This window comes from Glycomyces endophyticus, from assembly GCF_039531525.1.
Classification (GTDB): domain Bacteria; phylum Actinomycetota; class Actinomycetes; order Mycobacteriales; family Micromonosporaceae; genus Glycomyces; species Glycomyces endophyticus.
This window is the reverse complement of sequence record NZ_BAAAQF010000004.1, coordinates 1-25229: the sequence shown is the minus strand read 5'-3', so window position 1 is coordinate 25229 and position 25229 is coordinate 1. Positions and strand designations below refer to the sequence as shown.

Sequence of the window (25229 nt, the reverse complement as noted above, 5' to 3'; positions counted from 1 at the left end):
GTTCAGAACTCCAGGTGCTTCAGGTTCGCCGCGGCGTCCTTGTCGACCAGCCACCGCGTGTGGCCCGCCGCCTCGACCCGGCCCGCGGGAAGCTCGCGCTTCGACAGGGCCTCGTCGACGGCCTCGGCCTTGCCCGCACCCGAGGCGATGATCCACGCCGCCGTCGCGGAGTTGAGTGCCGACATCGTCAGCGAGACGCGCTCCGGCGGCGGCTTCGGGGCCTCGCGCACTCCCACCGCCGCGCCGTCGGCGTCCAGGGCCGGGTTGCCCGGGAACAGCGACGCGACGTGGCCGTCCTCGCCGATCCCCAGGAGCAGCAGGTCGAACGCGGGCACCCCGGAGCCGCCGGCGGCGGTCTCCAGCTCGGCCGCGTACAGTGCCGCCGCCTCCTCGGGCGTGTCCACCACGTCGGAGGCCGCCATCGGGTGCACCCGCTCGGGATCGAGCAGGATGCGGTCCAGGAACGCCGCGCGGGCCTGCGTCTCGTTCCGCTCGGGGTCGCCGGACGGCAGGAACCGCTCGTCGCCCCACCAGAAGTCGACCTTCGACCAGTCCACGACGCTGCGGATCGGCGACTCCAGCACGTACTGGTACACCTTCGCCGCGATCCGGCCGCCCGTGAGCACGATCGAGGCCTCGCCCCGCTGCGCCTGCGCGTCGGCCAGCCGGTTGATCAGCCGCGACGCGACCGCCTCGGCCAGGACCTCGGCGCCCTCGTGGACGATCACGGCACCGGAGCGGCTCATGCCCGGCTCCCCGCGTACTGCTCCTGGAACGTGTCCAGGACCTTCCGGTACGCGGTATCCGGGTCGATGTGCCGCAGCTCTTCGGCGAGCAGCTGCCCGAGGGTCCGGCCCTGGAGCGTCTGGCGGCGCTTGGGCAGCCCCGCCTGGCGCAGGACCGTGGTCCCGTCGGCCTGGCGCTCGACCTCCATCGTCTCCCCGCCCGACATCGTGAACGCCACGGAGGCGATCGCCGGGAGGTGCTCGGAGTTGCGCTCGACCTCGGTGTCGACCACGTCGGGCGCGACGCCCAGGCGCGTGTGCAGCCACGCGGCCATGAGCTGCGCGGACGGGTCGCCGTCGTCGGCCTTGATGGTGATCGAGTCGACCGACTGCGTGACCCCGTCGAAGGCGCTGGCGATGAGCGAGCGCCACAGGCTGATGCGGGTCCAGCAGATGTCGGTGTCGCCGGCCGCGTATGACTCCGCCCGGCGGAACAGCGACTGCACCGGGTCGGCCGCGCGGGCCGAGTAGGTGATGCGGCGGTCGGCGAACGAGCGCAGCTCGTGCTCCAGGCCGTAGCGGACCGGGTCGAGCAGCCACCAGGTCACGACCGGGACGTCCGGCGCGAGCATCGGCAGCACGATCGAGGTCAGGTGCGCGGCGGCCGGGCCGTCGAGGCGCAGGATGATCGCCTCGGCGGACCCGAGGCGGTCGCCCACGGTCACCTCGGCGTCGATCCGCGGCTCGGCGGCGTCGACGTCCCGGGGGATCGCCAGGATCAGCCGGTACGGGTGCTCCTGCGCGGCGAACGAGGAGGCCTTCTCGACCTCTTCGCGCTCGTCCTCGGTGGTCAGGGCGACCAGGTTGAGGGCCAGACCGGAGGCGCCGCCGCCGGTCTCGTGGAGGAGCTTCTCCAGGGCCTTCATGATGTCGCCGGTGGTGGTGTCCTTCAAATGCATGTCAGGACCCTTCTACGCCCGGCGCCAGCGGCGGCCGGACGATTGCAGCATCAGGTCGGCCCCCGCGGGGCCCCAGGTCCCGGACTCGTACGGTTCGGGCTTCGTGGACTTCCAGTACTCCTCGAGCGGGTCGATGACCGCCCAGGACGCGTCCACTTCCTGCGCGTCCGGGAACAGCGTCTTGTCGCCCAGGAGCACGTCCAGGATGAGCCGCTCGTACGCCTCGGGGCTCGACTCGGTGAACGTCTCGCCGTAGCCGAAGCCCATCGAGATGTCCCGCAGCTCCATGCCCGTGCCCGGCACCTTCGAGCCGAACTTCACAGTGATGCCCTCGTCGGGCTGCACGCGGATCACGAGCTGGTTGTTGCCGAGCGTCTTGGTGTCGTAGTCGGCGAACGGCATGTGCGGCGCCTCCTTGAAGACCACCGCGATCTCGGTGACCCGCTTGGGGAGCCGCTTGCCGGTGCGCAGGTAGAACGGCACGCCGTTCCAGCGCCGGTTCTGGATGCCGAGCTGCACCGCCGCGTACGTCTCCGTGGTCGACGCCTGCGGGATGTTCTCCTCCGACAGGTAGCCCTGCACGGGGCGCCCCTGCACCCAGCCGTCGGTGTACTGGCCGCGGATCGCGGTCGACTCGAGGTCGTCATGGAGCTTGATGGCCCGCAGGACCTTCAGCTTCTCGGTGCGGATCTCCTCGGCCTCGAACCCGTTGGGCTGCTCCATCGCGGCGATCGCGAGGAGCTGGAGCACGTGGTTCTGGAGGACGTCGCGGGCGGCGCCGTTGTCGTCGTAGAACCCGGCGCGGGTGCCGATGCCGACGTCCTCGGCCATCGTGATCTGCACGTGGTCGACGTAGTTGGAGTTCCAGATCGGCTCGAACATGGCGTTCGCGAAGCGCAGCGCGAAGATGTTCTGCACCGTCTCCTTGCCGAGGTAGTGGTCGATGCGGAACACGTCCTCGGCGGTGAACACCTCGTCGACGAGGGTGTTCAGGGCCTTCGCGGACTCGCGGTCCTCGCCGAAGGGCTTCTCGACCACGACGCGGCGCCAGCCGCCGCCGTCCTGGCGGTTGTCGGACATGCCGGTCCGCTTGAGCTGCTTGAGCACCAGCGGGAACGCCATCGGCGGGATCGAGAAGTACATCGCGGCGTTGCCGACGATGCCGTGCGTGATGCGCAGCTCGTCGACCGTGGCGTCGAGGCGGTCGAAGGCCTCGTCGTCGTCGAACGCGCCGGGCACGAACTTGAAGTTGCCGGCCAGGCGGGCCCAGACCTCTTCGCGCCACGGGGTGCGCGCGTGGGCCTTGGCCGCCTCGCGGGACATCTCCTCGAACGTCTCGTCGCCCCAGTCGCGGCGGGCGAACCCGACGATGACGAAGGACGCCGGGAGGAGGCCCCGGTTGGCGAGGTCGTAGACCGCCGGGATGAGCTTCTTCTTCGCGAGGTCGCCGGTGACGCCGAAGATCACCAGAGCGCACGGCTCGGGGATGCGCGGCAGCCGCCGGTCGGCCGGGTCGCGGAGCGGGTTGGAGGGCAGGGCTTCGGCGTTCATCTAGCTCAGCTCCCTGACGGCGTGCAGGAGCTGGTTGATCCCGTGCTTGCGGTCGGTCAGGTGGAAGCGCACGAGCGGGCGCTCGCGCGACTCGAGGGCCTGGCGGTCCCCGGCGGCCTGCGCGGCCTGGAGCCCGGCGAACGTGTAGTCGCGGCCCGGGATGACCAGGTCCTCGCCGACCTCGCCGGTGAGCTGCACGAACACGCCGGTCTGGCGGCCGCCCTTGTGGAACTGGCCGGTCGAGTGCAGGAACCGCGGGCCCCAGCCCCAGGTGACCGGGGCGCCGGTGCGCTCGGCCAGCTCGGCGCGGAGCCCCGCGACCGCGGCGTCGTCGATCCGGTCCAGGTAGGCCAGGACCGCGATGTACGCGTCCTCGCGGTCGGCGTTGGTGAGCACCTCGCCGAGCGCGCCCGCGACGGTGTCGGCGTGCGAGCCGTAGATCTCCACCGCGCCGTCCACGGCGTGCGGGCGCTCCTCGGGGAGGCCGTCGGCGAGGATGCGGTTGGTGTTCTCCTTGGACTCGGTCACGTTCGGCTGGTTGAACGGGTCGATCCCGATCAGGTAGCCGGCGTACGCGGTCGCGAGCTCCCACGCGAGGAACTGCGCCCCGAGGGGGCCGTTCACCACGACGTCGGGCATCGCCAGGGCCGAGCCGGTCGGCAGGCCCGTGGAGGAGCCGCCGACGGTGGCGTACACGCGGTCGGCGCCGCCGGCGCCCGCGGCGGCCGGTCCTTCGAGGACGACCGGGAGCGTGCCCTTGCCGTCCTTGCCGAGGGACTCGGCGATGAGCTGCTCGGCCCAGTCGCCCAGGCCCACGACGCCGGTGCCGTCGTCGGCGATGGTGATCGTCGGCTTCGCCGCGATGACCGCGCCGAGCACGAGGGCCGGGTTGTCGCCCTCGCTCTGAATGGTCGTCGCGAACTCCTCGGCCTGCTCGATCAGCTCGGCGACGTCGGCGCCCGCGAGCGCGGTCGGGACGAGCCCGAACGCGGTCAGCGCCGAGTAGCGGCCGCCGACGTTCGCGTCGGCGAGGAACAGGTGCGAGCCCTGCTCGTTCGCGAGCTTCTCGAGCGCGGAGCCGGGGTCGGTGACGAACACGAACCGCTTCGCGGAGTCCTCGACGCCGACGCCCTTGAACGCGGCCTCGAAGGCGCGGCGCTGGGAGTCGGTCTCGACGGTGGACCCGGACTTGGACGACACCACGACGGCGGTGCGGCGCAGGGACGCCTCGCCGAGCTCGGCCACGATCTGGCCGGGGTCGGTGGTGTCGAGGATGCTGATGCCCAGGTCCAGGGTGCGGGAGATGACCTCGGGGGCGAGCGAGGAGCCGCCCATGCCCGCGAGGGCGATGTGGTCGATGCCCTGCTCGGCGAAGTCGGCGCGCAGCTTCGCGAGGGGCTCGACGAGCTCCTTCGACTGCACGAAGGTGTCGACCCAGCCCAGCCGGATCGCGGCTTCGGCCTCGGCCTCGGGACCCCACAGGGTGGCGTCCTTGGCGGCGACCCGCGCGGGGACGTCGTCGGCCTTGAGCCGGTCGACGGCGGCGTTCACGTCGACGCCGGTGGTGACGGCGAGGCCGCCGGCGGCTTCCATCTTGCCCATGGGCTCGCTCACTTCTGTGCTCCGCTCGTCTCGAGCTTGGACTCGATCTGCTCCAGCAGCTGGTTCCAGCTGGTGATGAACTTCTCCACGCCCTCGTCCTCCAGGACGCGGACGACGTCGGCGTAGTCGATCCCGACGCGCTCCAGCTGGAGCATCACGGTGGCCGCGTCCGCGTAGAACGGGCGGATGGTGTCGGACTCGACCTCGCCGTGGTCGGCGAAGTCGTGGATGGTGCCCTCGGGCATGGTGTTGACCGTGCCGGGGGCGATGAGGTCCTCCACGTAGAGGACGTCCCGGTAGTCGGGGTTCTTCACCGAGGTGGAGGCCCACAGCGGACGCTGCGGGACGGCCCCGGCCCGCGCGAGCGCCTCCCAGCGCGGGGACGCGAAGGCGTTCTCGAACTCCTGGTACGCGAGGCGCGCGTTGGCGACGGCGGCCTTGCCCTTGAGGGCCTTGGCCTCGTCGGTGCCGATCCCGTCGAGCCGCTTGTCGATCTCGGAGTCCACGCGGGACACGAAGAACGAGGCGACCGAGTGGATCCGGGACAGGTCGTGGCCGGCGGCCTTGGCGCCCTCCAGGCCCGCCATGTAGGCGTCCATGACCCCGCGGTAGCGGGCGAGGGAGAAGATCAGCGTCACGTTCACGCTGATGCCGGCGCTGATCGCGGCGGTGATGGCGGGGAGTCCGGCCTCGGTGGCCGGGATCTTGATGAGGGTGTTGGGCCGGTCGACGGCCCACCACAGGGCCTTGGCCTCGGCGATCGTCGCCTTGGTGTCGTGGGCCAGCCGCGGGTCGACCTCGATGGAGACGCGGCCGTCCTGGCCCCCGGTCGTCTCGAAGACCGGGGCCAGGACGTCCGCGGCCCAGCGGATGTCGAAGGTGGTGATGGCGCGAGCGGCCTCGTCGACGCTCACTCTGCGGACCGCCAGGTCGGCGATCTGCTCGTCGTAGCCGCTGCCCTTGGTGATGGCGGCGGCGAAGATTGACGGGTTCGACGTGACGCCCGAGACGGACGCCTCGGCGATGAGTTCCTTCAGGTTGCCCGTCTCCAGGCGGTCGCGCGAGATGTCGTCGAGCCAGACCGACACTCCGGCGGCCGACAGGCCCGCGAGGTTCTCGTTCGCGCTCATCGGTTTCCTCCAGCTGTTCAAGCTAGTTAATGATCCGCTGCTTCAGTTCAGTTGTACTCAGTTGTATTACTGCTGTGCCTTCTTGATGGAGGCGCGGGCCGCGTCCGCCACGGCGGCGGCGGTGATCCCGAACTCCTCGTACAACTTCTCGAACGGCGCGGACGCACCGAAGTGTTCCAGGGAGACGCTGACTCCCGCGTCACCCACCAGGCCCCGCCAGGACAGGGCGATGCCGGCCTCGACCGAGACGCGGGCCTTGACGGCCTTCGGCAGCACCGACTCCTTGTACTCCTCGTCCTGCTCCTCGAACCACTCGATGGACGGGACGGACACGACGCGGGCCTTGACGCCCTCGCCGGCGAGGGTCTCGGCGGCCTCGACGGCCAGCTGGACCTCGGAGCCGGAGCCGAGCAGGATCACGTCGGGCGCGCCCTCGGTGTCGAGCAGCGTGTACGCGCCCTTCGCGGCGCCCTCGGCCGAGCCGTACTTCGAGCGGTCCCACACCGGGATGTTCTGGCGGGTCAGCGCGAGCGCGGCCGGGCGGTCGGTCTTGCCGAGCAGCGTCTTCCAGACCACGGCGGTCTCGTTCGCGTCGCCGGGGCGGATGACGTCCAGGCCCGGGATCGCGCGCAGGGCCGCGAGGTGCTCGACCGGCTGGTGGGTCGGGCCGTCCTCGCCGAGGCCGATCGAGTCGTGCGTCCACACGTACACGACCGGGGTCTTCATGAGGGCCGCCAGGCGCACCGCGCCGCGCATGTAGTCGGAGAACACGAGGAACGTGCCGCCGTACGGGCGGGTCGGGCCGTGGAGCTTGATGCCGTTGAGGATCGTGCCCATCGCGAACTCGCGGATGCCGAAGTGGAGGGTCCGGCCGTACGGGTTGCCCGGGTACGCCTTGGTCTGGCGCGACAGCGGCAGGAACGACGGCTCGCCGTCCATCGTGGTGTTGTTCGAGCCGGCGAGGTCGGCGGAGCCGCCCCACAGCTCGGGGAGGACCGGCGCGAGCGCCGAGAGGACCTTGCCGGAGGCGGACCGGGTCGCGACGCCCTTGGCGGACGGCTCGAACTCGGGGAACGCGTCCTCGAAGCCCTCGGGGAACTCGCCCGCCCACAGGCGCTCGTGCAGCGCCTTGCGCTCGGGGTTCGCGGCGGCCCAGTCGTTGAAGTCGGCGCGCCACGCGGAGTGGTGCTCGCGGCCGCGCTCGACGGCGCCGCGCGTGTGGGCCAGGACCTCGTCCGAGACGTGGAAGGACTGGTCGGAGGGGAAGCCGAGGATCTCCTTGGTCGCGGCGATCTCGTCGGCGCCGAGCGCGGAGCCGTGCGCGGCGTACGAGTTCTGCTTCTTCGGGGCGGGCCAGCCGATGATGGTCTTCAGGCGGATCAGCGAGGGCTTGTCGGTGACGGCCTTCGCCTTCTCGATGGCGTGGAAGAGGGCCTTCGGGTCCTCCTTGTACTCGTCGCCGTGGCGCCAGTCCACGTCCTGCACGTGCCAGCCGTAGGCTTCGTAGCGCTTGGCGACGTCCTCGCCGAGGGCGATCTTCGTGTCGTCCTCGATGGAGATCTCGTTGTCGTCGTAGACGACGACGAGGTTGCCCAGCTCCTGCACGCCCGCGATCGAGGAGGCCTCGTGCGTGACGCCCTCCTCGATGTCGCCGTCGGAGGCGATCACGTAGACGAAGTGGTCGAACAGGCTCTCGCCGACCGCGGGCTCGGGGTCGAACAGGCCGCGCTCGCGGCGGGCCGCCATCGCCATGCCGACCGCGGTGGCCAGGCCCTGGCCGAGCGGACCGGTGGTGGTCTCGACGCCGGCGGTGTGGCCCACCTCGGGGTGGCCCGGGGTCAGCGAGCCCCACTGGCGCAGGTTCTTGAGGTCGTCCAGTTCGAGGCCGTACCCGGACAGGTACAGCTGCACGTACAGCGTCAGGCTCGAGTGGCCGCACGAGAGCACGAACCGGTCCCGGCCCTCCCAGTGGGGGTCGCTCGGGTCGTGGCGCATGACCTTCTGGAACAACGTGTGCGCGACCGGGGCGAGGCTCATGGCGGTGCCGGGGTGCCCGTTGCCCGCCTTCTCGACCGCGTCGGCGGCGAGCAGTCGCGCCGTGTCGACCGCTTTCCGGTCGAGCTCGGTCCACTCGAACTGTGCCACTGCGATACTCCTTGGTACTCGTCTTATTTGGGCCTGTGACGTGTGTCTTCTGACCCTACCTACACGGGGTGAACTTTATGCGCACTCTCTCGGGAGGCGGAATTCCGCTCGTTGTGAACCCGCCCACGAGCTAGTCTCGCATTGGAAAGCGCCTGCTAGCAGGCCGTGACCCGCGGCCGGGTCACAACCTCACCGCCCGTACTGTGGGCGGTGATGAACGAGGACCCGACCCAGGCCGTCGCCGACCACCCCCGGCCCGCCCGCAAGCGAATCGAACTGCCCGATCCCGAAGCCGCCGAAGCGGCCCGGCCGGGCCTGCGCACCCTCATCGGCGCCTACGTCTCCCTGACGAAGCCGCGGATCGTGGAGCTGCTCCTCATCACGACCATCCCCGCGATGCTCGTGGCCGCGCGGATGGAGTTCGACGCGCTCCCGTCGCTGACCGCCGTCCTCGCCACCCTCATCGGCGGCGCGCTCGCCGCCGGGTCGGCGAACGCGATCAACTGCTACATCGACCGCGACATCGACCAGCTCATGGCCCGCACCTCGCGGCGCCCCCTCGCCAAGCACCAGATCCCGCCGCGCAACGCCCTCATCTTCGGGCTCGTCATCGGCGCGGTCGCGGTCCTCGGCATGGGCCTCCTCGTCAACTGGCTCGCCGCGCTCCTCACCTTCGGCGCGATCGTCTACTACGACGTCGTCTACACGATCTGGCTCAAGCGGACCACCCCGTACAACACGGTGTGGGGCGGTGCCTGCGGCGCGGCCCCCGTGCTCATCGGCTGGGCCGCGGTCACCGGGCACATGTCCTGGATGGCCTGGGTCCTGTTCGCCGTGGTCTTCCTCTGGCAGCCGCCGCACTTCTACGTGCTCGCGATGAAGTTCAAGGACGACTACGCCGCCGCGGGCATCCCGATGCTCCCCGTCGTCGCCCCCGCCCGCCGCGTCGCGATCGAGTCAGTCGCCTACGGCTGGGCGATGCTCGCCGTCTCCCTCGTCGCCGTGCCGCTCGGCGCGACCTGGCTCTACGGCTCGGTCGCCGTAGTCGCCGGCGGCATGTTCGTGTGGGAGTGCCACAAGCTCCTCGGCCGCGTCAACCGCGGCGAGGACCCCAAGCCGATGCGGCTGTTCCACTGGTCGACCAGCTACCTGACGCTGCTGTTCCTGGCGCTGGCGGTCGACTCCTTCATCATGTAGGCCCTGCGCGAGGGGGCGGGTGATCCACCGGATCACCCGCCCCCTCCGCGTTCAGGCCTTGGTCGCCAGGTAGACGGAGTTCGAGGACTGGCCGCCGGTGTACGGGTTGTCGAACCAGATCTCGCGGTTCTCGACGTCGGTGAAGACCTCGGCGAGGGCCGCCATGAATTCGTCGTCGGCCGGGTCGTCGGACCACATCGCGAAGCAGCCGCCCTCGCGGAGCTTGGCGGCCGCGCCGCGCAGGCCCTCGACGGTGTAGAACGCGGTGTGCGGCTCGTGGAGCACGTGCCGGGGGGTGTGGTCGATGTCGAGGAGGATCGCGTCGTAGCGGCGGTCGGGCTCGCCCGGGTGGAAACTGCCGTCGCCCATGGCCGCGGCGAAGAAGTCGCTCTTGAGCAGGTGGACGAGCGGATCGGCGGCCAGGCCCTCGGTGTCGGGGATCAGCTCCTTGCGGTGCCAGTCGATGACGGCCTCGGAGTACTCGACGACGGTGACCGCTCTGAGGCGGGTGTCCTCCAGGGCCGCCTGGGCGGTGTACCCGAGGCCGAGTCCGCCGACGATCACGTCGAGTCCGGTGCCGGGGGTCCGGGCCAGACCCAGGCGCGCGAGCTCGATCTCGGCGACGGGGAACAGGCTGGACATGAGGTACTCCTCGCCCAGCTTGACCTCGTAGACCTCGGCGCCCGCCTCCTCGTCGTACCGGCGGCGCAGGCTGATCTCGCCCATGGCGGAGGGGCGGGAGTCGAGGACCTCGAATCGAATGCTCATCGGTCAATCGAACCGCGTCCGCATCCTCATGTTCCGCGCGGGGCTGCGGCCGCGTGATCCGGCGGCGCCCTAGGTGGGGGACCGGGCGCATGCAGCGGAACGCCGTCGAACACCCGGGGACCTGGCGCACACTGCGGCACGCCACCGAACACCTGGGGACCGGACGCGCCCTACGACGCGACTTCGGCCGTGCGCCTGCGCCGGAGCCGCACCGCCAGGCCGATCCACGAGACCGCCACGACCGCGGCCGCGCACAGCTGGACCTCGGGCCACAGCTCGGTCGGGTAGACGACGTCGTTGAGGTAGGTGTCGACGAACCCGGCGGGTTCGAGGCCGCTCTGGCCCGCCCGCAGGCGCAGGTGGTGCTCGAGCGGGGTGAGGGGGCAGACGAAGCGGAGGATGCCGTTGAAGGTCCCGTAGACCGCGACCGCGGCGTGGACGAACCAGGTCCGGGGCCAGCGCCACGCGATGAACCCGCCCAGGACCACGTACGCGAGGAACAGGAAGTGGACCGTCATCGTGATGTCGGCCAGGATGCGGTAGACCATGGAGTGACTCCGTGTGCAGCGTCGGCTACGACCCCGTGATTCCATGCTCTCACGGCGACCGGGGTGGTGTCATTCCCGAGGATTCCCAACGGGACCGGGTGCTACACCACCGTCCGAATCGGTCAGACCCGCGCCAGGAGCGCGGACAGCGCCGGGTTGTCGTGGGTGGTGCGCCAGGTGCAGAACAGCTCCACGGTGTCGCGCGGCATGTCCGCGATCTCGCGGAACACCAGGTTCGGGAGGCTCAGGGTCGCGGCCGAGCTGGGGACGAGGGCCACGCCGAGCCCGGCGTTGACGACCGCGGCCACGGTGTGGACCTGGCTGATGTGCTGGACGTACCGCGGCTTGACGCGGGCGTGCTGGAACGCGGCCACCACCAGCTCGTAGAAGTACCAGGCCTCGGAGGGGGAGTAGGTCACCACGTCGTGCTCGCCGACGTCGGCGAGCGACGGCCACTTGTCCAGGCGCGCCAGCGGGTGGTCGCGCGGCGCGGCCAGGACCAGGGAGTCCGTCGCGACCAGGCGCGAGTCGAGGATCTCGGAGCGGGGGACCTGCCGGACCAGGCCCACCTCCAGCTCCCCGGCGAGGAGCGCGTCCAGCTGCGCGTGGGTGACCATCTCGCTGAGGACGAGGTCGACCTCGGGCAGCTCGGCGGCGGCGGTCTTGATCCACTCGCCGAGGACCGTCAGCGCCGAGACCGCGGTGAAGCCGATCCGGATCGTCCCGGCCGTGCCCGCCGCGACGCGCCGCGCCCGCAGCGGCGCGATGTCCGCGGCCGTGAGGAGCCGGCGGGCCTCCTCCAGGAACACCCGCCCCGCCGGGGTGAGGTCGGCGCCGGTGGAGCTGCGGGTGAACAGCGCGAACCCGATCGTGCGCTCCAGGCGCTGGACCTGGCGGCTCAGCGGCGGCTGCGTCATGTGCAGCCGCACCGCCGCCCGCCCGAAGTGGCCCTCCTCGGCGACCGCCACGAAGCCGCGCAACTGGTCGAGGGTGTATCCGCCATCGCTCATACCTTCAAGGTATCGCCCTATGTCCAAACGGTGTTTGACGGGTATCAACGAAGGCTCCTAGGGTACTGTCCATCCCTACGACCACAGGAGTTCCCCCCGAATGACCCGATTCGCCCCCGCGGAGATCCAGACGGCCCTCGGCTCCGGACTGCTGTCCTTCCCGGTGACCCACTTCCGCGACGACCTGTCGTTCGACGAGGAGGCCTACCGCGGGCACCTGGCCCACCTGGCGTCCTTCCCGGCGGCCGGGCTGTTCGCCGCGGGCGGCACCGGCGAGTTCTTCTCCCTCACCGCCGAGGAGACCGCGCGGGTCGTGCGCGCCGCCGTCGACGAGTCCGCCGGCGCCGTCCCGATCGTCGCCCCCGCCGGGCTCGGCACCGCGCAGGCGACCGCGTTCGCCCGCGACGCCGAGGCCGCCGGCGCCGACGCGATCCTCCTGTTCCCGCCCTATCTCACCGAGGCCGGTCAGGACGGGCTCCTCGCCCACGCCAAGGCCGTCTGCGACGCGACCTCCCTGGGCGTCATCGTCTACCACCGCGCGAACGCCGCCTACGACGTCGACACCGTGCGCCGCCTCGCCGACGCCTGCCCGAACTTCATCGGCTTCAAGGACGGCGTCGGCGACATCGAGTTCATGACCCGCCTGTACGCGACCGTCGGCGACCGCCTCCTCTACATCGGCGGCCTCCCCACCGCCGAGACCTTCGCGCTCCCGTACCTCCAGCTCGGCGTCACCACCTACTCCTCGGCGATCTTCAACTTCGTCCCCGAGTTCGCGCTCGCGTTCTACGACGACGTGCGCGCCGGGGACACCGGCGAGGTCTACCGGCGCCTGCGCGAGTTCGTGCTGCCCTACCTGGACGTGCGCAACCTCGGCCGGGGCTACGCCGTCTCGATCGTCAAGGCCGGGATGCGCGCCGTCGGCCGCCCCGCGGGACCCGTCCGCCCGCCCCTGACCGAACTGCGCGACGACGAGTTCGCCGCGCTCGCCGCACTCGTGGAGACCGTGAAATGAGCGAGTTCCCCGAGGTCGACACCGCCGTCGAGGCCGCGACCGCCGCCTTCGGCCCTTACCGGGAGACCCCGCCGGCCGTGCGCGCCGCGCTCCTGGACGCGATCGCCGCCGGGATCGAGGGCCTCGGCGAGGACCTCGCCGCGGTCGTCCACCGCGAGACGAGCCTCCCGCTCGCCCGCGCCCGCTCCGAACAGGGCCGCACCGCGAACCAGCTGCGAATGTTCGCGCGCCTTCTCGAAGGCCCGGACTGGAACCGGCCGCGCATCGCGCCCGGCGACCCCGACCGCGCCCCGCTGCCCCGCCCCGACCTGCGGCTGCGCCACGTCCCGCTCGGGCCCGTCGCCGTCTTCGGCGCCAGCAACTTCCCGCTCGCGTTCTCCGCCGCCGGCGGCGACACCGCCGCCGCGCTCGCCGCGGGCGCGCCCGTCGTCGTCAAGGCCCATGAGGCCCACCCGGACACCTCGCGCCTCGTCGGCGGCGTCATCGGCGACGCCGTCGCCGCGCTCGACCTGCCCGCCGGCGTGTTCACGCTCCTGTTCGGCCCCGGCCGCACCCTCGGCCAGGCGCTCGTGGCCCACCCGGGGATCAAGGCCGTCGCCTTCACCGGTTCGCGCGCCGCCGGGCTCGCCATCGCCGCGACCGCCGCCGCCCGGCCCGTGCCGATCCCCGTGTACGCCGAGATGTCGAGCGTCAACCCGGTGTTCCTGCTGCCCGGCGCGCTCGCCGACGCTCCCGAGGACCTGGCCCGCGGCTTCGCCGGCTCCGCAGTCCTCGGCTCCGGCCAGTTCTGCACCAACCCCGGACTCGTGTTCGCCCGCACCGGGACCGGACTCGACGCGTTCCTCAAGGCCGCGGCCGACGCGTTCGCCGCCACGGCCGCGCAGCCGATGCTCACCGACGGCATCCGCGCCGCCTACGAAGCCGGCCGCGACCGCCTCGAACAGGTCCCCGGCGTCGAACCGCTCGCCCGCGGCACCGGCGACCCCGCCCCCGCGCTCTACCGCGCCGACGCCGCCGCGTTCCTCGCCGAGCCCGTGGTGCGAGACGAGGTCTTCGGCGCGACCTCCCTCATCGTCACCGCCGAGAGCGAGGCCGAGACCCACCGCCTCATCGACGTCCTCGAAGGCCAGCTCACCGCCACCCTCCACACCGGACCCGGTGACCTGGGCGAGGCCGCGCGCCTCCTGCCGCGCCTCGAACTCCTCGCCGGTCGCATCGTCCACGGCGGCTGGCCCACCGGCGTCGAGGTCGGCCCCGCCACCGTCCACGGCGGGCCCTTCCCCGCCACCAGCGACGCCCGCTCGACCTCCGTCGGCACCCTCGCGATCGACCGGTTCCTGCGCCCCGTCGCCTACCAGGACCTGCCCGACGACCTGCTGCCCCGGGAGCTGAAGCGCGCATGACCCCCGTCGTCACCGGCCTCCGCGTCGTCCCCGTCGCCGGACGGGACTCCATGCTGCTCAACCTCTCCGGCGCCCACGCGCCGTTCTTCACCCGCAACCTGGTGATCCTCACCGACGACTCCGGGGCCACCGGCGTCGGCGAGGTCCCCGGCGGGAGCGCCATCGCCCAGACCCTGGAGGACGCCCGCGACCTCGTCGTCGGCCGCCCGATCGGCGCCTGGAACGCGGTCCTCACCGAGGTGCGCCGCCGCTTCGCCGACCGCGACGCCGCCGGGCGCGGCCGCCAGACCTTCGACCAGCGCGTCGAGGTCCACGCCCGCACCGCCCTCGAAGCCGCGCTCCTGGACCTCCTCGGCAAGCACCTCGGCGTGCCCGCCGCCGCCCTCCTCGGCGACGGCGTCCAGCGCGACCGCGTCCCCGTCCTCGGCTACCTGTTCTACATCGGCGACCGGCACAAGACCGACCTCCCGTACCGCGGCGACGACACCGCCGACGACGCCTGGTTCCGCCTGCGCGACCAGGAGGCCCTCACCCCCGAGGCCGTCGTCGCCCTCGCCGAGGCCGCCCGCGCCCGCTACGGGTTCCGCGACTTCAAGCTCAAGGGCGGCGTGCTGCCCGGCCGCGAGGAGGCCGCCGCCGTCACCGCGCTCGCCGAGCGGTTCCCCGACGCGCGGATCACGCTGGACCCCAACGGCGCATGGGCCCTGAACGACGCGATCGCCCTGTGCCGGAACCTGAACGGCGTCTTGGCCTACGCCGAGGACCCGTGCGGCGCCGAGGACGGCTACTCCGGCCGCGAGGTCATGGCCGAGTTCCGCCGCGCCACCGGGATGCCCACGGCCACGAACATGATCGCCTGCGACTGGCGCGAACTCGGCCACGCCGTGCGCGCCGGCGCCGTCGACATCCCCCTCGCCGACCCGCACTTCTGGACCCTGTCCGGCTCGGTGCGCGTCGCCCAGCTCTGCGAGGCGTGGGGCCTCACCTGGGGCTCCCACTCCAACAACCACTTCGACGTGTCGCTGGCGATGTTCACCCACGCCGCCGCGGCCGCCCCCGGCGAGATCACCGCGATCGACACCCACTGGATCTGGCAGGACGGCCAGCGCCTCACCAAGGCGCCCTTCCAGATCCGCGACGGCGAGATCGCCGTCCCGGACGCGCCCGGACTCGGCGTCGAACTCGACCTCGACCAGGTCGAGGCGGCGCACGACCTGTACCTGGCACACGGCCTCGGCGCGCGCGACGACGCCGCGGCCATGCAGTACCTGGTCCCCGGCTGGGCCTTCGACCCGAAACGCCCCTGCCTGGCCTGACCACCCGTCCCCACGATCCGGGACCCCGGTCCCGAGGAACCCGCACACTCAATGAGGAGTCGAGAGATGAACCCCCGCCCCTTCACCCGCCGCGGCATGCTCGCCGGCATCGCCGCGACGCCGGTGGTCGCCCTGACCGCCTGCAACGGCGTCCAAGGCGGCGCCGACGCCGCCGCGGCGGACTTCCCGACCAGAGCCGTCGACTTCTGGGTCCCCTTCGACCCGGGCGGGTCGGGCGACCTGGTCAGCCGCGCGCTCGCCAAGGCCGCCGAGGAGACCCTCGGCGAGTCACTGCCCGTCACCAACAAGCCCGGCGCGAACGGCGCCGTCGGCCTCAAGGAGCTGCTCGCGGGCGACGCCGACGGCTACACGATCTCCCTCGCCGTCAAGTCCCTGTTCGCGATCACGCCGCTCGCGGTCGAGGACCCCGACGCCGTCGTGATCGAGGACTTCCGCATCATCACGACGCTCACCAACGAGGCGTACGTGCTCGTCGTCCACGCCGACTCGGCTTACGAGACCCTGGACGACCTGCTCGCCGCGCCTTCGGTGAACTACGCGACCACCGGTGTGGGCACCGGCTCGCAGCTGTCGGCGCAGCTGCTGTTCGTCGGCGCCGGCGTCGACGCCATTGACGTCCCGTTCGATGGCGGCGCCTCCGCGGTCACCGCGCTGCTCGGCCAGGAGGTCGACGCGGTGTCGGCGTCCCTGGCGGAGACCATGCCGCAGATCGAGGCCGGCGAGCTCCGCCCCATCGCCGTGTTCTCCGAGGAGCGCAGCCCGTTCCTCAACGACGTCCCGACCGCGGTCGAGGCCGGGTACGACGTCGTCGTCGACCAGCGCCGCTTCATCGTCGCCCCCGCGGCGGTGGACGACGAGGTCGCCGGCGTGCTCTCGCTCGCCTTCGAGGAGGCCAAGGAGTCCGCGGAGTACGGCCAGTTCCTCCAGGACAACTTCATGGACCGCTGGGAGGTCGACAACCTCGAGGCGAAGACCCACCTCTCGGAGGCCGCGGCGCAGTACGCGGCGCTCGCCGAGGACGCGGGCCTCCAACTCGGTGACGGTTCATGAGCGAGGCGGTCATGGCCGGTACCGAACCTGAAGCGCCCGAGGAGGAGGCGTTCGAGGAGGCGCGCCCCGGCGGCCGCGTGCAGGCCGTCGTGGCCGGCGTGCTGCCCGTCGCGATCGGCGCGTTCGCGGCCTGGCTCGCGTTCGGGCTGCGGATCGGGAGCCTGACCGACCCCGGGCCGGGGCTGTGGCCCCTCATCGTGGCCGGGCTGCTCGTCGCCTGCGGCGTCGGCATCGCGATCATCGCCGCGACCGCGAAGGCGCACCACGGCACCGAGGCGTTCACCAAGGGCGCCTTCGCCGTCCTGTGCGCCGCGGGCGCGCTCGCGGTCTACGCCTCGCTGTTCGAGGTCGTCGGCTTCGAGGTCCCGACGCTGCTGCTGCTGTTCGCGTGGCTGCGGTTCCTCGGGCGCGAGTCGTGGCTGTCGAGCGCGGTGATCGCGGTCGTCGCCACCGCCGTCGCCTACGCCCTGTTCATCCTCGGCCTCGGTGTGCCGCTGCCGCACATCATCGCCTTCTAGGCCGGAGCCTCCACCATGGACTTCTCTTCCGTGCTCTCCGGCTTCTCGGTGGCGTTCGAGCCGCAGAACCTCCTGTTCTGCCTCATCGGCGTCACCGTGGGGATGCTCATCGGCGTGCTCCCGGGCCTCGGTCCGGCCGCGACGATCGCGATCCTGCTGCCGATCACGTACACCCTCGAACCGACGGCCGCGGTCATCATGCTCGCGGGGATCTTCTACGGCGCCCAGTACGGCGGCACCATCACCTCGGTGCTGCTGCGGATGCCCGGCGAAGCGTCCACAGTGGTCACCGCGCTCGACGGGCACGCCCTGGCGCGCCGGGGCGAGGCCGGGCCCGCGCTCGGCGTCGCCGCGATCGCCTCGTTCATCGGCGGCACCGCCTCGATCCTGCTGCTGACGTTCATCGCGCCCGCCCTCGCGGGGGTCGCGCTGGCGTTCGGACCGGCCGAGTACACGGTGCTGGCGCTCATCGGGATCTTCCTGGTCGGCACCCTGGGCTCCGGGTCGCTCTGGAAGAGCGCCGCGGCCGCGGCGCTCGGCCTGCTCATCGCCACGGTGGGCCTCGACCCGCTGCTCGGCACACCGCGGTTCACCTTCGGCACCGACCAGCTCGCCGACGGCATCGACTTCACCATCGTCGCCATGGGGCTCTTCGGGGTCGGGGAGATCCTGTACAACCTGGAGCACCGCGACCGGCCGCAGCCGGCCGTGCCCGCCTTCGGGCGGGCGATCCCGAGCCGGCTGCACTGGCTCCGCTCGCGGATGGCGATCCTGCGCGGCTCGGTGACGGGCTTCGTGCTCGGCATCCTGCCGGGCGGGGGCGCGACCATGTCGTCGCTGGTGTCGTACGCCGTCGAGAAGCGGGTCGCGAAGGACCCGTCGCGGTTCGGCAAGGGCGCCGTCGAAGGCGTGGCCGGGCCGGAGTCGGCGAACAACGCGGCGGCGACGTCCTCGTTCATCCCGCTGCTGACGCTGGGCATCCCGGCGAACGCGACGATGGCCGTCCTGTTCGGCGCCTTGATGCTCCAGGGCATCACGCCCGGGCCGGGCCTGATGACCGAGCACCCGGACGTGTTCTGGGGCGTCGTCAACTCGATGTACGTGGGGAACCTGCTCCTGCTGGCGCTGAGCATCCCGCTCATCGGGGTGTTCGTGCGGATGCTCCGGGTCCGCCCGGGCGTCCTCGCGCCGCTCACCGTGGTCATCACGATGCTCGGCGTCTACTCGATCCGTAACAACGCCTTCGACATGCTGCTGGTCGTCGGCCTCGGCCTGCTGGGGTACGGGATGCGCAAGCTCGGGTTCGAGCCGGGGCCGTTCGTGCTCGCGTTCGTCCTCGGATCGCTGCTGGAGGCCTCGTTCCGGCGCTCGATGCGCCTGTTCGGCGGCGACGTCACCGAGTTCGTGCAGCGCCCCGTCTCGGGCACGCTGGTCGCGATCCTGGTGCTCACCGCGGTCGTCGTCCCGCTCCTGCGGAGCGTGCGCTCGCGCCAGACGGCCGCGGCGGAACGGGCCGCGGCGGAGTGAACTCAGCCTTCGGGCCGCACGTGGCCGAGCCGGCGGGACACGATCCCGGCCGCCTCGGCCACGAGCGGCCCGAAGGCCTCGCCCGCGATCCGCGCGGTGGGACCGGCGATGCTGACGGCGGCGGCCACCCCGCCGCTCTGCTCGAAGACGGGCGCGCCGAAGCAGGTGCTCCCGGCGTCGAACTCCCCGCGCTCCTCCGACCAGCCGCGCGCCCGCGTCGCCGCGATCTCCTCGCGCAGCGCGTCGGGGTCGGTGATCGTCGCGTCGGTGAACCGCTCCAGGACCAGGTCCGCGACGAGCGCGTCGCACCGGTCCGGAGCGAGCCCCGCCAGGTACGCCTTGCCGATCGCGGTGGCGTGCAGGGGCCTTCGCGCGCCGAGCTCGGACCGCACCTGCACGGTGTGGTGGCCCAGCTCCCGGAACACGAACACGATCTCGCCGCCGCTGAGGACGCCGAGGTTCACGGTCTCCCCGGTCCCGGCCGCGAGGTCGCGCAAGAGCGGGGGAGCGGCGGCGAACACGTCCATGTGCTGCACGGCGGCCATCGCCATCCGCGCGGCCGCGGGCCCGAGCCGCCAGACCCCGTCGCTCGACGTCAGGTACTCGGCGGCCTGGAGCCGCTCGACCAGCCGGTAGACCGCGCTGCGGCTGGCCCCCACGGCCTCCACGAGCTCGGCCGTGGTGGCCCTGCCGCGGACGGTCAGGATCTCGAAGATCTCCAGGGCCCGGTCGAGCGAGCCTTTCGGGGGCGCCTCCGCGCGCGGCATGACGTGGTCCTTCGCAGTCCGTGGCGGCGTACCGGGGCCCGCCGGGTGCCCACCAGCGTAATCGGGGCCCCCGACGGGCCGCCGGGCCGTCCGCGCTCAGGCGCCGAACCGCTCCGACTCGGTCGTCCAGGCCCGGGCCTGCTCGCTCAGGCTCACGCCGATGCCGGGGCGCGCGGGGACGGCCATGCGCCCGCCCTCGGTCTGCAGGCGCTCGTTGAACAGCGGCTCCAGCCAGTCGAAGTGCTCGACCCACGGGTCGTGCTCGTACGCGGCGGCCAGGTGCAGGTGCAGCTCCATGACGTAGTGCGGGGCCATGCGCAGGTTCGCGGCCTCGCCGAGCGCCATGATCTTCAGGAACGGCGTGATGCCGCCGACGCGCGGGGCGTCCGGCTGGATGAAGTCGACGCTGCGGTGCCGGATCAGTTTCGCGTGCTCGGCGACGCTGGTGAGCATCTCGCCGGTCGCGATCGGGGTCGCGAGCTCGCGGGCGAGGTCGGCGTGGCCCTCGGCGTCGTACGCGTCGAGGGGCTCCTCGATCCACGTCAGGTCGAACTCCTCCAGCGCGCGGCCCATGCGCACGGCGGTGCTGCGGTTCCACTGCTGGTTCGCGTCCACCATGAGGTCGATCCGGTCCCCGATCGCCTCCTTGACGGCCGCCACGCGCCGCAGGTCGAGCTTCGTGTCCGGCTGCCCCACCTTGATCTTGACGCCGCCGATGCCGGCCTCCGCGGTGCGCAGCGCGTTCTCGACGACCTCCTCGATCGACGACGACAGGAACCCGCCGGAGGTGTTGTAGCACTCCACCGAGTCCCGGTGCGCGCCCAGCAGCTTCGCGAGCGGCAGGCCCGCGCGCTTGGCTTTGAGGTCCCACAGCGCGATGTCGAACGCCGCGACCGCCTGCGTCGCGAGGCCGCTGCGCCCCACCGACGCCCCGGCCCACACCAGCTTCGTCCAGATCCGCTGGATGTCGCTCGGGTCCTCGCCGATCAGGTCCGGCGCGACCTCGCACGCGTGCGCGAACTGCCCCGCCCCGCCCTTGCGCTTCGAGTACGAGAACCCCACCCCCTCGAACCCGGCCTCGGTCCTGATCTCCGCGAACAGGAACGCCACGTCCCGCAGCGGCTTCTGCCGCCCCGTGAGCACCTTCGCGTCGCTGATCGCCCCCTTGAGCGGCAGCACCGCGGCCGAGACCCGCACCGACTCGATCCGATCGGTACTCGCCTCCCCGCGCGCCAGCGCGCTGAAGTGCCGCTCGTTCGCGGCGCTCGTCTCGGTCGCGCTGGTGAAGTCGAGGAACGTGGACTCGCTCAAGGGATGCTCCCCATCAGTCCCGATGAACGGGACGCAGTGTCGATGAATGGGACCGCCTGAGCATAAGCCACGGGCCCGCCCCGCGCAAGACGCGAACGGGCCCGGAGTGCGTCCCGAAGCGGCGCCGCACGAGTCCGCCGCCTGTTCGAGGCGGTCGGCGCGGGGCGATGTCGCACCGGGACCCTAGTCTCGGGGCATCGCACCCCCGAGGCTTGAAGGACGGATATGGCCGATCACGTTGCACCCCAGGAAGATCAGTTGATCCTGCCCACCGGTTGGGCGTCGCGGGCGCTGTCGCGGCGCGGGCGGCGGGCCGGGAAGCCGGTCGTGCTCGCCGAGGACGCGGCCGAGAAGCTGCGGCGCAAGATCGAGGACCGGGTCGAGAAGATCCGCCTCGCGCTCGCCCTCAAGGAGAACGCCGAGTTCGCCGACGCGGCCGAGGCGTTCATCGCCGGGAAGGCCGACCCGCTCGGGGCCGCCGTCCTCGGGGCGCTCATGTGCGACATCCACAGCAGGCACAACAAGTCGTGGCTCCGCCCCGAGTTCGACGCCTGGGCCGGGCTGCACGGGAGGCCCTTCGCGGTCGCCGCCGCCGTCGTGCGGCTCTCCATCCGCCACGACTCCCACGGCGGCAACGGGTACGAGTTCCGCGTCCTCATCGAGAACGACCTCCACTACAACAGCCCGATCATGCACGAGCACGACCAGGGCGCCGTCGCGGAGATCCGCTCGGTCGTCGCCGACCTCTCCGACGAGGACTACGCCGAGGCCGTCGCCCTCACCGGCCCGCTCCGCGACACCCCGATCCGGCGCGTCGCCGCCGCGGTCGTGCTCCCCGACGAGACCGCCTGGGTCGACGAGACCATGCCCGAGTACGCGCAGATGCGCTCCTACGGCTGGACCGACCGCCTCTTCCTCCACTCCCTCAGCACCACCGAGCAGATCGAGGCCGCCGGGATCGACGCGCTCAACGAGTACTACACCGACACCGGCACCGTCGCGGCCCTCCTCGCCAACCTCGGCCCCGGCGCCCTCCCGATCCTCACCTCGCCGTTCGCGCAGTCCCAGCACCTGCCCATCGACTTCAAGAAGCTCCTCTACCGGGGCATCGCCGCGATCCCCACCGACGACGCCATGACCTACCTGCTCAAGCAGCTCGGCGAAGCCCACGTGTTCGAGTCCGCCGCCGACGCCGTGCAGCGCTTCCCCCAGCGCGCCCTCCGCCTCCTGCTCAAGCTCGCCGCGACCGCCACCGGCGACGCCCGCTTCCGCCTCGTCGCCGTCGGCGGCCTCATCCCCGAGGCCGAGCGCGACCGCCTCGGCGAAGCCGACCGCGAGGCCCTGGAGACGCTCCTCGCCGGCAGCGGCCGCGCCCCCGACGCCGACACCGCCGACCTCCCCGCCCTCCTCACCGCCCCGCCGTGGACCGTCAAGCGCGCCAAGCGCACCCCCGTCGTCATCGACGGCCTCGAAGCCCCCGGCGGCGTCCGGCTGCACTGGGCCCCGGGCGAACAGGAGGAGTGGAGCGGACTCAGCCACTCGTGGGACATGGACGACGACAGCTACTGGAAGGAGCTGGAGGACCCCGCCGTCACACTCGACACCTTCGACTGGCGCATCGAGTCCTTCCTCGCCTACGGCGACCCCGAGAAGGCCAGGCGGTTCCTCGGCCAGTGGATCGAGCACGGCTACTCCGGCTACGAGTACACCGTCCTGCGCATCCTCTCCCGCTTCGGCGAGCCCGTCGTCGAGCGCGCCCTCGCCTCCGCCGAGAACGACCACACGTTCCAGCGCCTCCCCGGCCCGATCCTCAGCACCCGCGCCGCCCGCCTCGCCGCCGAGCGCCTCGACCGGCTCAAGTCCGCCCGCGCCTCGGCCGCGAAGTGGTTCGAGCGCCACGGCCTCGACGCCGTCCCGCACCTCGTGCCCGACGCGCTCGGCGCCGACAAGCAGCGCCGCCGGTACGCCGAGACCGCGCTCCTCCACCTCTCCCTGCGCCACGGCGCCGACGCCGTCGCGGCGCGGGCCGAGTCCTTCGGACCCGAAGCGGCCGCCGCGACCGCCGACCTCCTCGCCGGCGACCCGCTCGAACCGCGCGGCGTCAAGGTCCCCAAGCCCGGCGCCTGGGCCTCCCCGGCCCTCCTCCCGCAGGTCCTCCTCAAGGGCGGCGACCGCGCCCTCCCCGCCGAGTCGGTGCCGCACCTGCTCACCGTGATCGCGCTGGCGGGCCCCGAGTACCCCTACCCGGGCCTCGACGTCGTCGCCGAGACCTGCGACCGCGCCTCCCTCACCCGCTTCGCCCGCGCGCTGTTCCAGCTGTGGATCTCGGTCGGCTCGCCCCCGAAGGACTCGTGGGCGCTCACGCAGCTCGGGCACTTCGCCGAGGACGAGACGGTGTGGATGCTCGCCCCGCTCATCCGCGAATGGCCCGGCCAGTCGCAGCACAAGCGGGCCGTCGCCGGCCTCGGCGTGCTCGGCGCCATCGGCTCCGAGGAGGCCCTGCGCGCCATCCAGGTCATCGCCGACCGCGTGAAGTTCAAGGCGCTCAAGGAGGAGGCGAACCGGCAGATCGCGCACATCGCCGCCGAGCTCGGCCTCACCCGCGAGCAGCTCGCCGACCGGCTCGTGCCGGACTTCGGGCTCGGCGAGGCCGCCGCGCTCGTCCTCGACTACGGGCCGCGCACGTTCACCGTCGGCTTCGACGAGGCGCTCAAGCCCTTCGTCACCGACGAGGCCGGCAAGCCCCGCAAGGTCCTGCCCAAGCCCGGCGCGAAGGACGACCCCGACCTCGCCGGCGCCGCCTACCAGCGCTTCACCGCACTCAAGAAGGAGCTGCGGGCCGTCGCGTCCGACCAGATCGTGCGCCTCGAAGCGGCGATGACGAGCACCCGCACCTGGACCGTGCCGGAGTTCCGGCGATTCTTCGTCGAGCACGCGCTCACCCGGCACCTCGCGCGCCGCCTCGTCTGGACCGCCGAGGCCGGCGAGGAGCGGTTCGGCTTCCGCATCGCCGAGGACGGCTCCTTCAGCGACGTCGAGGAGGAGACCTTCGACCTGCCCGAGGACGCCGCGATCCGCGTCGCCCACCCCGTCCACCTGGGGGACCAGGTCGGCGCCTGGGCCGAGATCCTCGCCGACTACGAGATCCTCCAGCCCTTCGACCAGCTCGACCGCCCCGTCATGGCCTTCACCGAGGAGGAGCTGGCGTTCGGCCGCCTCACCCGCTTCGAAGGGGCCAAAGTGGAGGCCGGGCGGGTCCTCGGCATGGTCAAGCGCGGCTGGCGGCGCGCGTCGCCCGAGGACGGCGGCGTCGAGCCGGGCATCGCGTTCCCGCTCCCCGGCGGCGGATTCGTCACCGTCTCCCTCGACCCCGGGATCTACGTCGGCGCCATCGGCGAGACCCCCGAGCAGACCGTCCAAGCGGTCCGCCTCGCCGACCACGAGCGGTACTGGTGGTCCGACAAGGACGACGCCGACCGCAAGCTCCCCAAGGACATCGACGCGGTCGCCGCCGCCGAGGTCCTCGGCTCGCTGGCCCGCCTCACCGGCCGCGCCTGACCCCCGCCCACTCATCGCCGGGGGCGTCGCCCCGAGGTCGTATCCTCGGGGCGGCACCCCCACCGGACGCTGGAAAGATCCTGATGACCGCACACGCCGCGCCGCCCGCGGACCGCCCCGAACTCCCTGCGGCCTGGGCCGCGAAGCTCCTCCCGCGCAGAGGGAGACGCACCGGGACACCCATAGAGTTCGACCCCGACGCCCCCGACCTCCTCGCCGAGCAGTTCGAGGTCCACGCCGACCTGCTGCAGCAGCTCTTCCACATGAAGAAGAACCGGCGCCACCGCGAGTCCGTCGACGCCTTCGCCGCCGGCGAGCCCGATTTCCGCGGCGCCGTCGCCGTCGGCGAACTGCTCCGCCACGTCGGCCCCCACACCGCCGACTGGTGGACCCGCCTGGAGTTCCAGGCGTGGGTCGCCAGGCACGGCCTCCCGTGGGCGATCGCGGCCTTGATCGAGCGGTACGCGATCCAGCTCCACGGCTGGTACACCGAGGGCGTGCGGCCCCCGCTCAGCCACCTGCACCTCACACAGGCGTCCTGGTACGACTTCCTCACCGTCAACCGCGACCTCGACAGCGGCTTCACCGCCGAGGTGCGCGCGACCCTCGCCGCCGCCTCCGACGACGAGTACGCCGCGGTCGTCGCGGCCGCCGCCGAGCACCGCGACCATCCCGCCAAGCGCTTCGCCGCGATGCTCCTCCTGCCCACCGAGACCGACTGGGTCGCCGAGGCGTGCGCCGAGTACGGCGGCATGCGCGCCTCCTCCGCCACCGACCGCGTGCTCTACCACTCTGTCGAGGACCCCGAGCACCTCGCCACCGCGGGGATCACCGAGATGGCGACCTACGAACTCGAACTCGAGTGCATCGCGGCGCTCGCCGACTCGCTCGGCACCGCGGCCCTCCCGGTCCTCGCCGCCACCCGCGAATCAGAATGGTTCGTCAACGCCGACACCCGAAGGCACCTCGTCAAGGCCATCGCACTCCTCCCGGGCGACGCGGCCGCGGCCTACCTGGTCGCCAGGCTCGACGAGCTCCTCCACCTCGACGGCGCCGACGAGGCCGCGCTCCGCAACCCCGCCGCCGCCCTCCGCACCGTCGCCGACGC

19 protein-coding genes and 1 pseudogene are annotated in these 25229 nt (G+C 72.2%); 9 read left to right on the top strand and 11 right to left on the bottom strand.

Annotation, left to right across the window (positions count from 1 at the left end; all coding sequences use genetic code 11):
• Window positions 1–2: 2 nt before the first annotated feature.
• The 6 genes from pgl to tkt form a co-directional block, all read right to left on the bottom strand.
• Entirely contained in the window at window positions 3–746 is a 744-nt protein-coding gene (pgl, locus tag ABD419_RS03330; protein ID WP_344481706.1) for a 6-phosphogluconolactonase, read from the bottom strand.
• On the bottom strand, window positions 743–1684 hold the full coding sequence (locus ABD419_RS03325) for a glucose-6-phosphate dehydrogenase assembly protein OpcA (RefSeq protein ID WP_344481704.1): 942 nt from the start codon (window positions 1682–1684) through the stop codon (window positions 743–745). The genes pgl and ABD419_RS03325 overlap by 4 nt, the downstream gene beginning before the upstream one ends.
• Window positions 1685–1696: 12 nt before the next feature.
• On the bottom strand, window positions 1697–3235 hold the full coding sequence (gene zwf / locus ABD419_RS03320) for a glucose-6-phosphate dehydrogenase (protein WP_344481701.1): 1539 nt from the start codon (window positions 3233–3235) through the stop codon (window positions 1697–1699).
• Window positions 3236–4849 (bottom strand): glucose-6-phosphate isomerase, encoded by a 1614-nt coding sequence (locus ABD419_RS03315; RefSeq protein ID WP_344481699.1) that lies wholly within the window; start codon window positions 4847–4849, stop codon window positions 3236–3238.
• The gene (tal, locus tag ABD419_RS03310) at window positions 4846–5967 is read right to left on the bottom strand and encodes a transaldolase (RefSeq protein WP_344481696.1); all 1122 of its coding nucleotides are present in this window, start codon (window positions 5965–5967) and stop codon (window positions 4846–4848) included. Before tal ends, ABD419_RS03315 begins: the two co-directional genes overlap by 4 nt.
• A 66-nt stretch (window positions 5968–6033) precedes the next feature.
• Complete coding sequence (tkt, locus tag ABD419_RS03305; RefSeq protein ID WP_344481694.1) at window positions 6034–8112, bottom strand: transketolase; 2079 nt, start codon at window positions 8110–8112, stop codon at window positions 6034–6036.
• Window positions 8113–8325: 213 nt separating this feature from the next.
• Between tkt and ABD419_RS03300 the strand changes: the two genes are divergently transcribed.
• The gene (locus ABD419_RS03300) at window positions 8326–9309 is read left to right on the top strand and encodes a heme o synthase (protein ID WP_344481692.1); all 984 of its coding nucleotides are present in this window, start codon (window positions 8326–8328) and stop codon (window positions 9307–9309) included.
• Window positions 9310–9360: 51 nt separating this feature from the next.
• Here the strand turns inward: ABD419_RS03300 and ABD419_RS03295 are convergent, their stop codons facing one another.
• From ABD419_RS03295 to ABD419_RS03285, 3 genes are all read right to left on the bottom strand, one after another.
• Complete coding sequence (locus ABD419_RS03295) at window positions 9361–10077, bottom strand: polyamine aminopropyltransferase (protein ID WP_344481689.1); 717 nt, start codon at window positions 10075–10077, stop codon at window positions 9361–9363.
• A gap of 170 nt (window positions 10078–10247) precedes the next feature.
• Complete coding sequence (locus tag ABD419_RS03290; RefSeq protein ID WP_344481687.1) at window positions 10248–10625, bottom strand: DUF2784 domain-containing protein; 378 nt, start codon at window positions 10623–10625, stop codon at window positions 10248–10250.
• 122 nt (window positions 10626–10747) lie between these two features.
• On the bottom strand, window positions 10748–11635 hold the full coding sequence (locus ABD419_RS03285) for a LysR family transcriptional regulator (protein WP_344481684.1): 888 nt from the start codon (window positions 11633–11635) through the stop codon (window positions 10748–10750).
• Window positions 11636–11735: 100 nt separating this feature from the next.
• On the opposite strand from ABD419_RS03285, the gene kdgD reads away from it, so the two are divergent.
• The 6 genes from kdgD to ABD419_RS03255 all read left to right on the top strand — a co-directional run bounded on the left by kdgD (window position 11736) and on the right by ABD419_RS03255 (window position 18485).
• Window positions 11736–12650 (top strand): 5-dehydro-4-deoxyglucarate dehydratase, encoded by a 915-nt coding sequence (gene kdgD, locus ABD419_RS03280; protein WP_344481681.1) that lies wholly within the window; start codon window positions 11736–11738, stop codon window positions 12648–12650.
• A complete protein-coding gene (locus tag ABD419_RS03275) occupies window positions 12647–14053 on the top strand; it encodes an aldehyde dehydrogenase (NADP(+)) (RefSeq protein WP_344481679.1) in 1407 nt (468 codons plus the stop codon). Before kdgD ends, ABD419_RS03275 begins: the two co-directional genes overlap by 4 nt.
• Window positions 14050–15369: a glucarate dehydratase gene (gudD, locus tag ABD419_RS03270; RefSeq protein ID WP_344481676.1), complete on the top strand. Its 1320-nt coding sequence runs from the start codon at window positions 14050–14052 to the stop codon at window positions 15367–15369. Before ABD419_RS03275 ends, gudD begins: the two co-directional genes overlap by 4 nt.
• Window positions 15370–15435: 66 nt before the next feature.
• On the top strand, window positions 15436–16440 hold the full coding sequence (locus ABD419_RS03265) for a tripartite tricarboxylate transporter substrate binding protein (protein ID WP_344481674.1): 1005 nt from the start codon (window positions 15436–15438) through the stop codon (window positions 16438–16440).
• Window positions 16437–16958, top strand: a complete 522-nt coding sequence (locus tag ABD419_RS03260; RefSeq protein ID WP_344481672.1) for a tripartite tricarboxylate transporter TctB family protein — start codon at window positions 16437–16439, stop codon at window positions 16956–16958. The genes ABD419_RS03265 and ABD419_RS03260 overlap by 4 nt, the downstream gene beginning before the upstream one ends.
• Window positions 16959–16973: 15 nt before the next feature.
• Window positions 16974–18485 (top strand): tripartite tricarboxylate transporter permease, encoded by a 1512-nt coding sequence (locus ABD419_RS03255; protein WP_344481670.1) that lies wholly within the window; start codon window positions 16974–16976, stop codon window positions 18483–18485.
• Window positions 18486–18487: 2 nt separating this feature from the next.
• Here the strand turns inward: ABD419_RS03255 and ABD419_RS03250 are convergent, their stop codons facing one another.
• Together ABD419_RS03250 and ABD419_RS03245 are read right to left on the bottom strand one after the other, a co-directional pair.
• Window positions 18488–19252 (bottom strand): IclR family transcriptional regulator, encoded by a 765-nt coding sequence (locus ABD419_RS03250; protein ID WP_344481668.1) that lies wholly within the window; start codon window positions 19250–19252, stop codon window positions 18488–18490.
• Between the two features lie 96 nt (window positions 19253–19348).
• Window positions 19349–20488 (bottom strand): L-talarate/galactarate dehydratase, encoded by a 1140-nt coding sequence (locus tag ABD419_RS03245; RefSeq protein WP_344483406.1) that lies wholly within the window; start codon window positions 20486–20488, stop codon window positions 19349–19351.
• A gap of 333 nt (window positions 20489–20821) precedes the next feature.
• On the opposite strand from ABD419_RS03245, the gene ABD419_RS03240 reads away from it, so the two are divergent.
• Both ABD419_RS03240 and ABD419_RS03235 read left to right on the top strand, forming a co-directional pair.
• Window positions 20822–24121: a DUF4132 domain-containing protein gene (locus tag ABD419_RS03240; protein WP_344481665.1), complete on the top strand. Its 3300-nt coding sequence runs from the start codon at window positions 20822–20824 to the stop codon at window positions 24119–24121.
• Between the two features lie 83 nt (window positions 24122–24204).
• Window positions 24205–25229 (top strand): annotated as a pseudogene (locus tag ABD419_RS03235) (hypothetical protein); the annotation flags it as partial.

Excerpts from the sequence above, each read along its gene's own strand:
- pgl (WP_344481706.1), bottom strand. The coding sequence starts at position 746 with ATGAGCCGCTCCGGTGCCGTGATCGTCCACGAGGGCGCCGAGGTCCTG.
- ABD419_RS03325 (WP_344481704.1), bottom strand. The coding sequence starts at position 1,684 with ATGCATTTGAAGGACACCACCACCGGCGACATCATGAAGGCCCTGGAG.
- zwf (WP_344481701.1), bottom strand. The coding sequence starts at position 3,235 with ATGAACGCCGAAGCCCTGCCCTCCAACCCGCTCCGCGACCCGGCCGAC.
- tal (WP_344481696.1), bottom strand. The coding sequence starts at position 5,967 with ATGAGCGCGAACGAGAACCTCGCGGGCCTGTCGGCCGCCGGAGTGTCG.
- ABD419_RS03300 (WP_344481692.1), top strand. The coding sequence starts at position 8,326 with ATGAACGAGGACCCGACCCAGGCCGTCGCCGACCACCCCCGGCCCGCC.
- ABD419_RS03295 (WP_344481689.1), bottom strand. The coding sequence starts at position 10,077 with ATGAGCATTCGATTCGAGGTCCTCGACTCCCGCCCCTCCGCCATGGGC.
- ABD419_RS03290 (WP_344481687.1), bottom strand. The coding sequence starts at position 10,625 with ATGGTCTACCGCATCCTGGCCGACATCACGATGACGGTCCACTTCCTG.
- ABD419_RS03285 (WP_344481684.1), bottom strand. The coding sequence starts at position 11,635 with ATGAGCGATGGCGGATACACCCTCGACCAGTTGCGCGGCTTCGTGGCG.
- kdgD (WP_344481681.1), top strand. The coding sequence starts at position 11,736 with ATGACCCGATTCGCCCCCGCGGAGATCCAGACGGCCCTCGGCTCCGGA.
- ABD419_RS03275 (WP_344481679.1), top strand. The coding sequence starts at position 12,647 with ATGAGCGAGTTCCCCGAGGTCGACACCGCCGTCGAGGCCGCGACCGCC.
- gudD (WP_344481676.1), top strand. The coding sequence starts at position 14,050 with ATGACCCCCGTCGTCACCGGCCTCCGCGTCGTCCCCGTCGCCGGACGG.
- ABD419_RS03265 (WP_344481674.1), top strand. The coding sequence starts at position 15,436 with ATGAACCCCCGCCCCTTCACCCGCCGCGGCATGCTCGCCGGCATCGCC.
- ABD419_RS03260 (WP_344481672.1), top strand. The coding sequence starts at position 16,437 with ATGAGCGAGGCGGTCATGGCCGGTACCGAACCTGAAGCGCCCGAGGAG.
- ABD419_RS03255 (WP_344481670.1), top strand. The coding sequence starts at position 16,974 with ATGGACTTCTCTTCCGTGCTCTCCGGCTTCTCGGTGGCGTTCGAGCCG.
- ABD419_RS03250 (WP_344481668.1), bottom strand. The coding sequence starts at position 19,252 with ATGCCGCGCGCGGAGGCGCCCCCGAAAGGCTCGCTCGACCGGGCCCTG.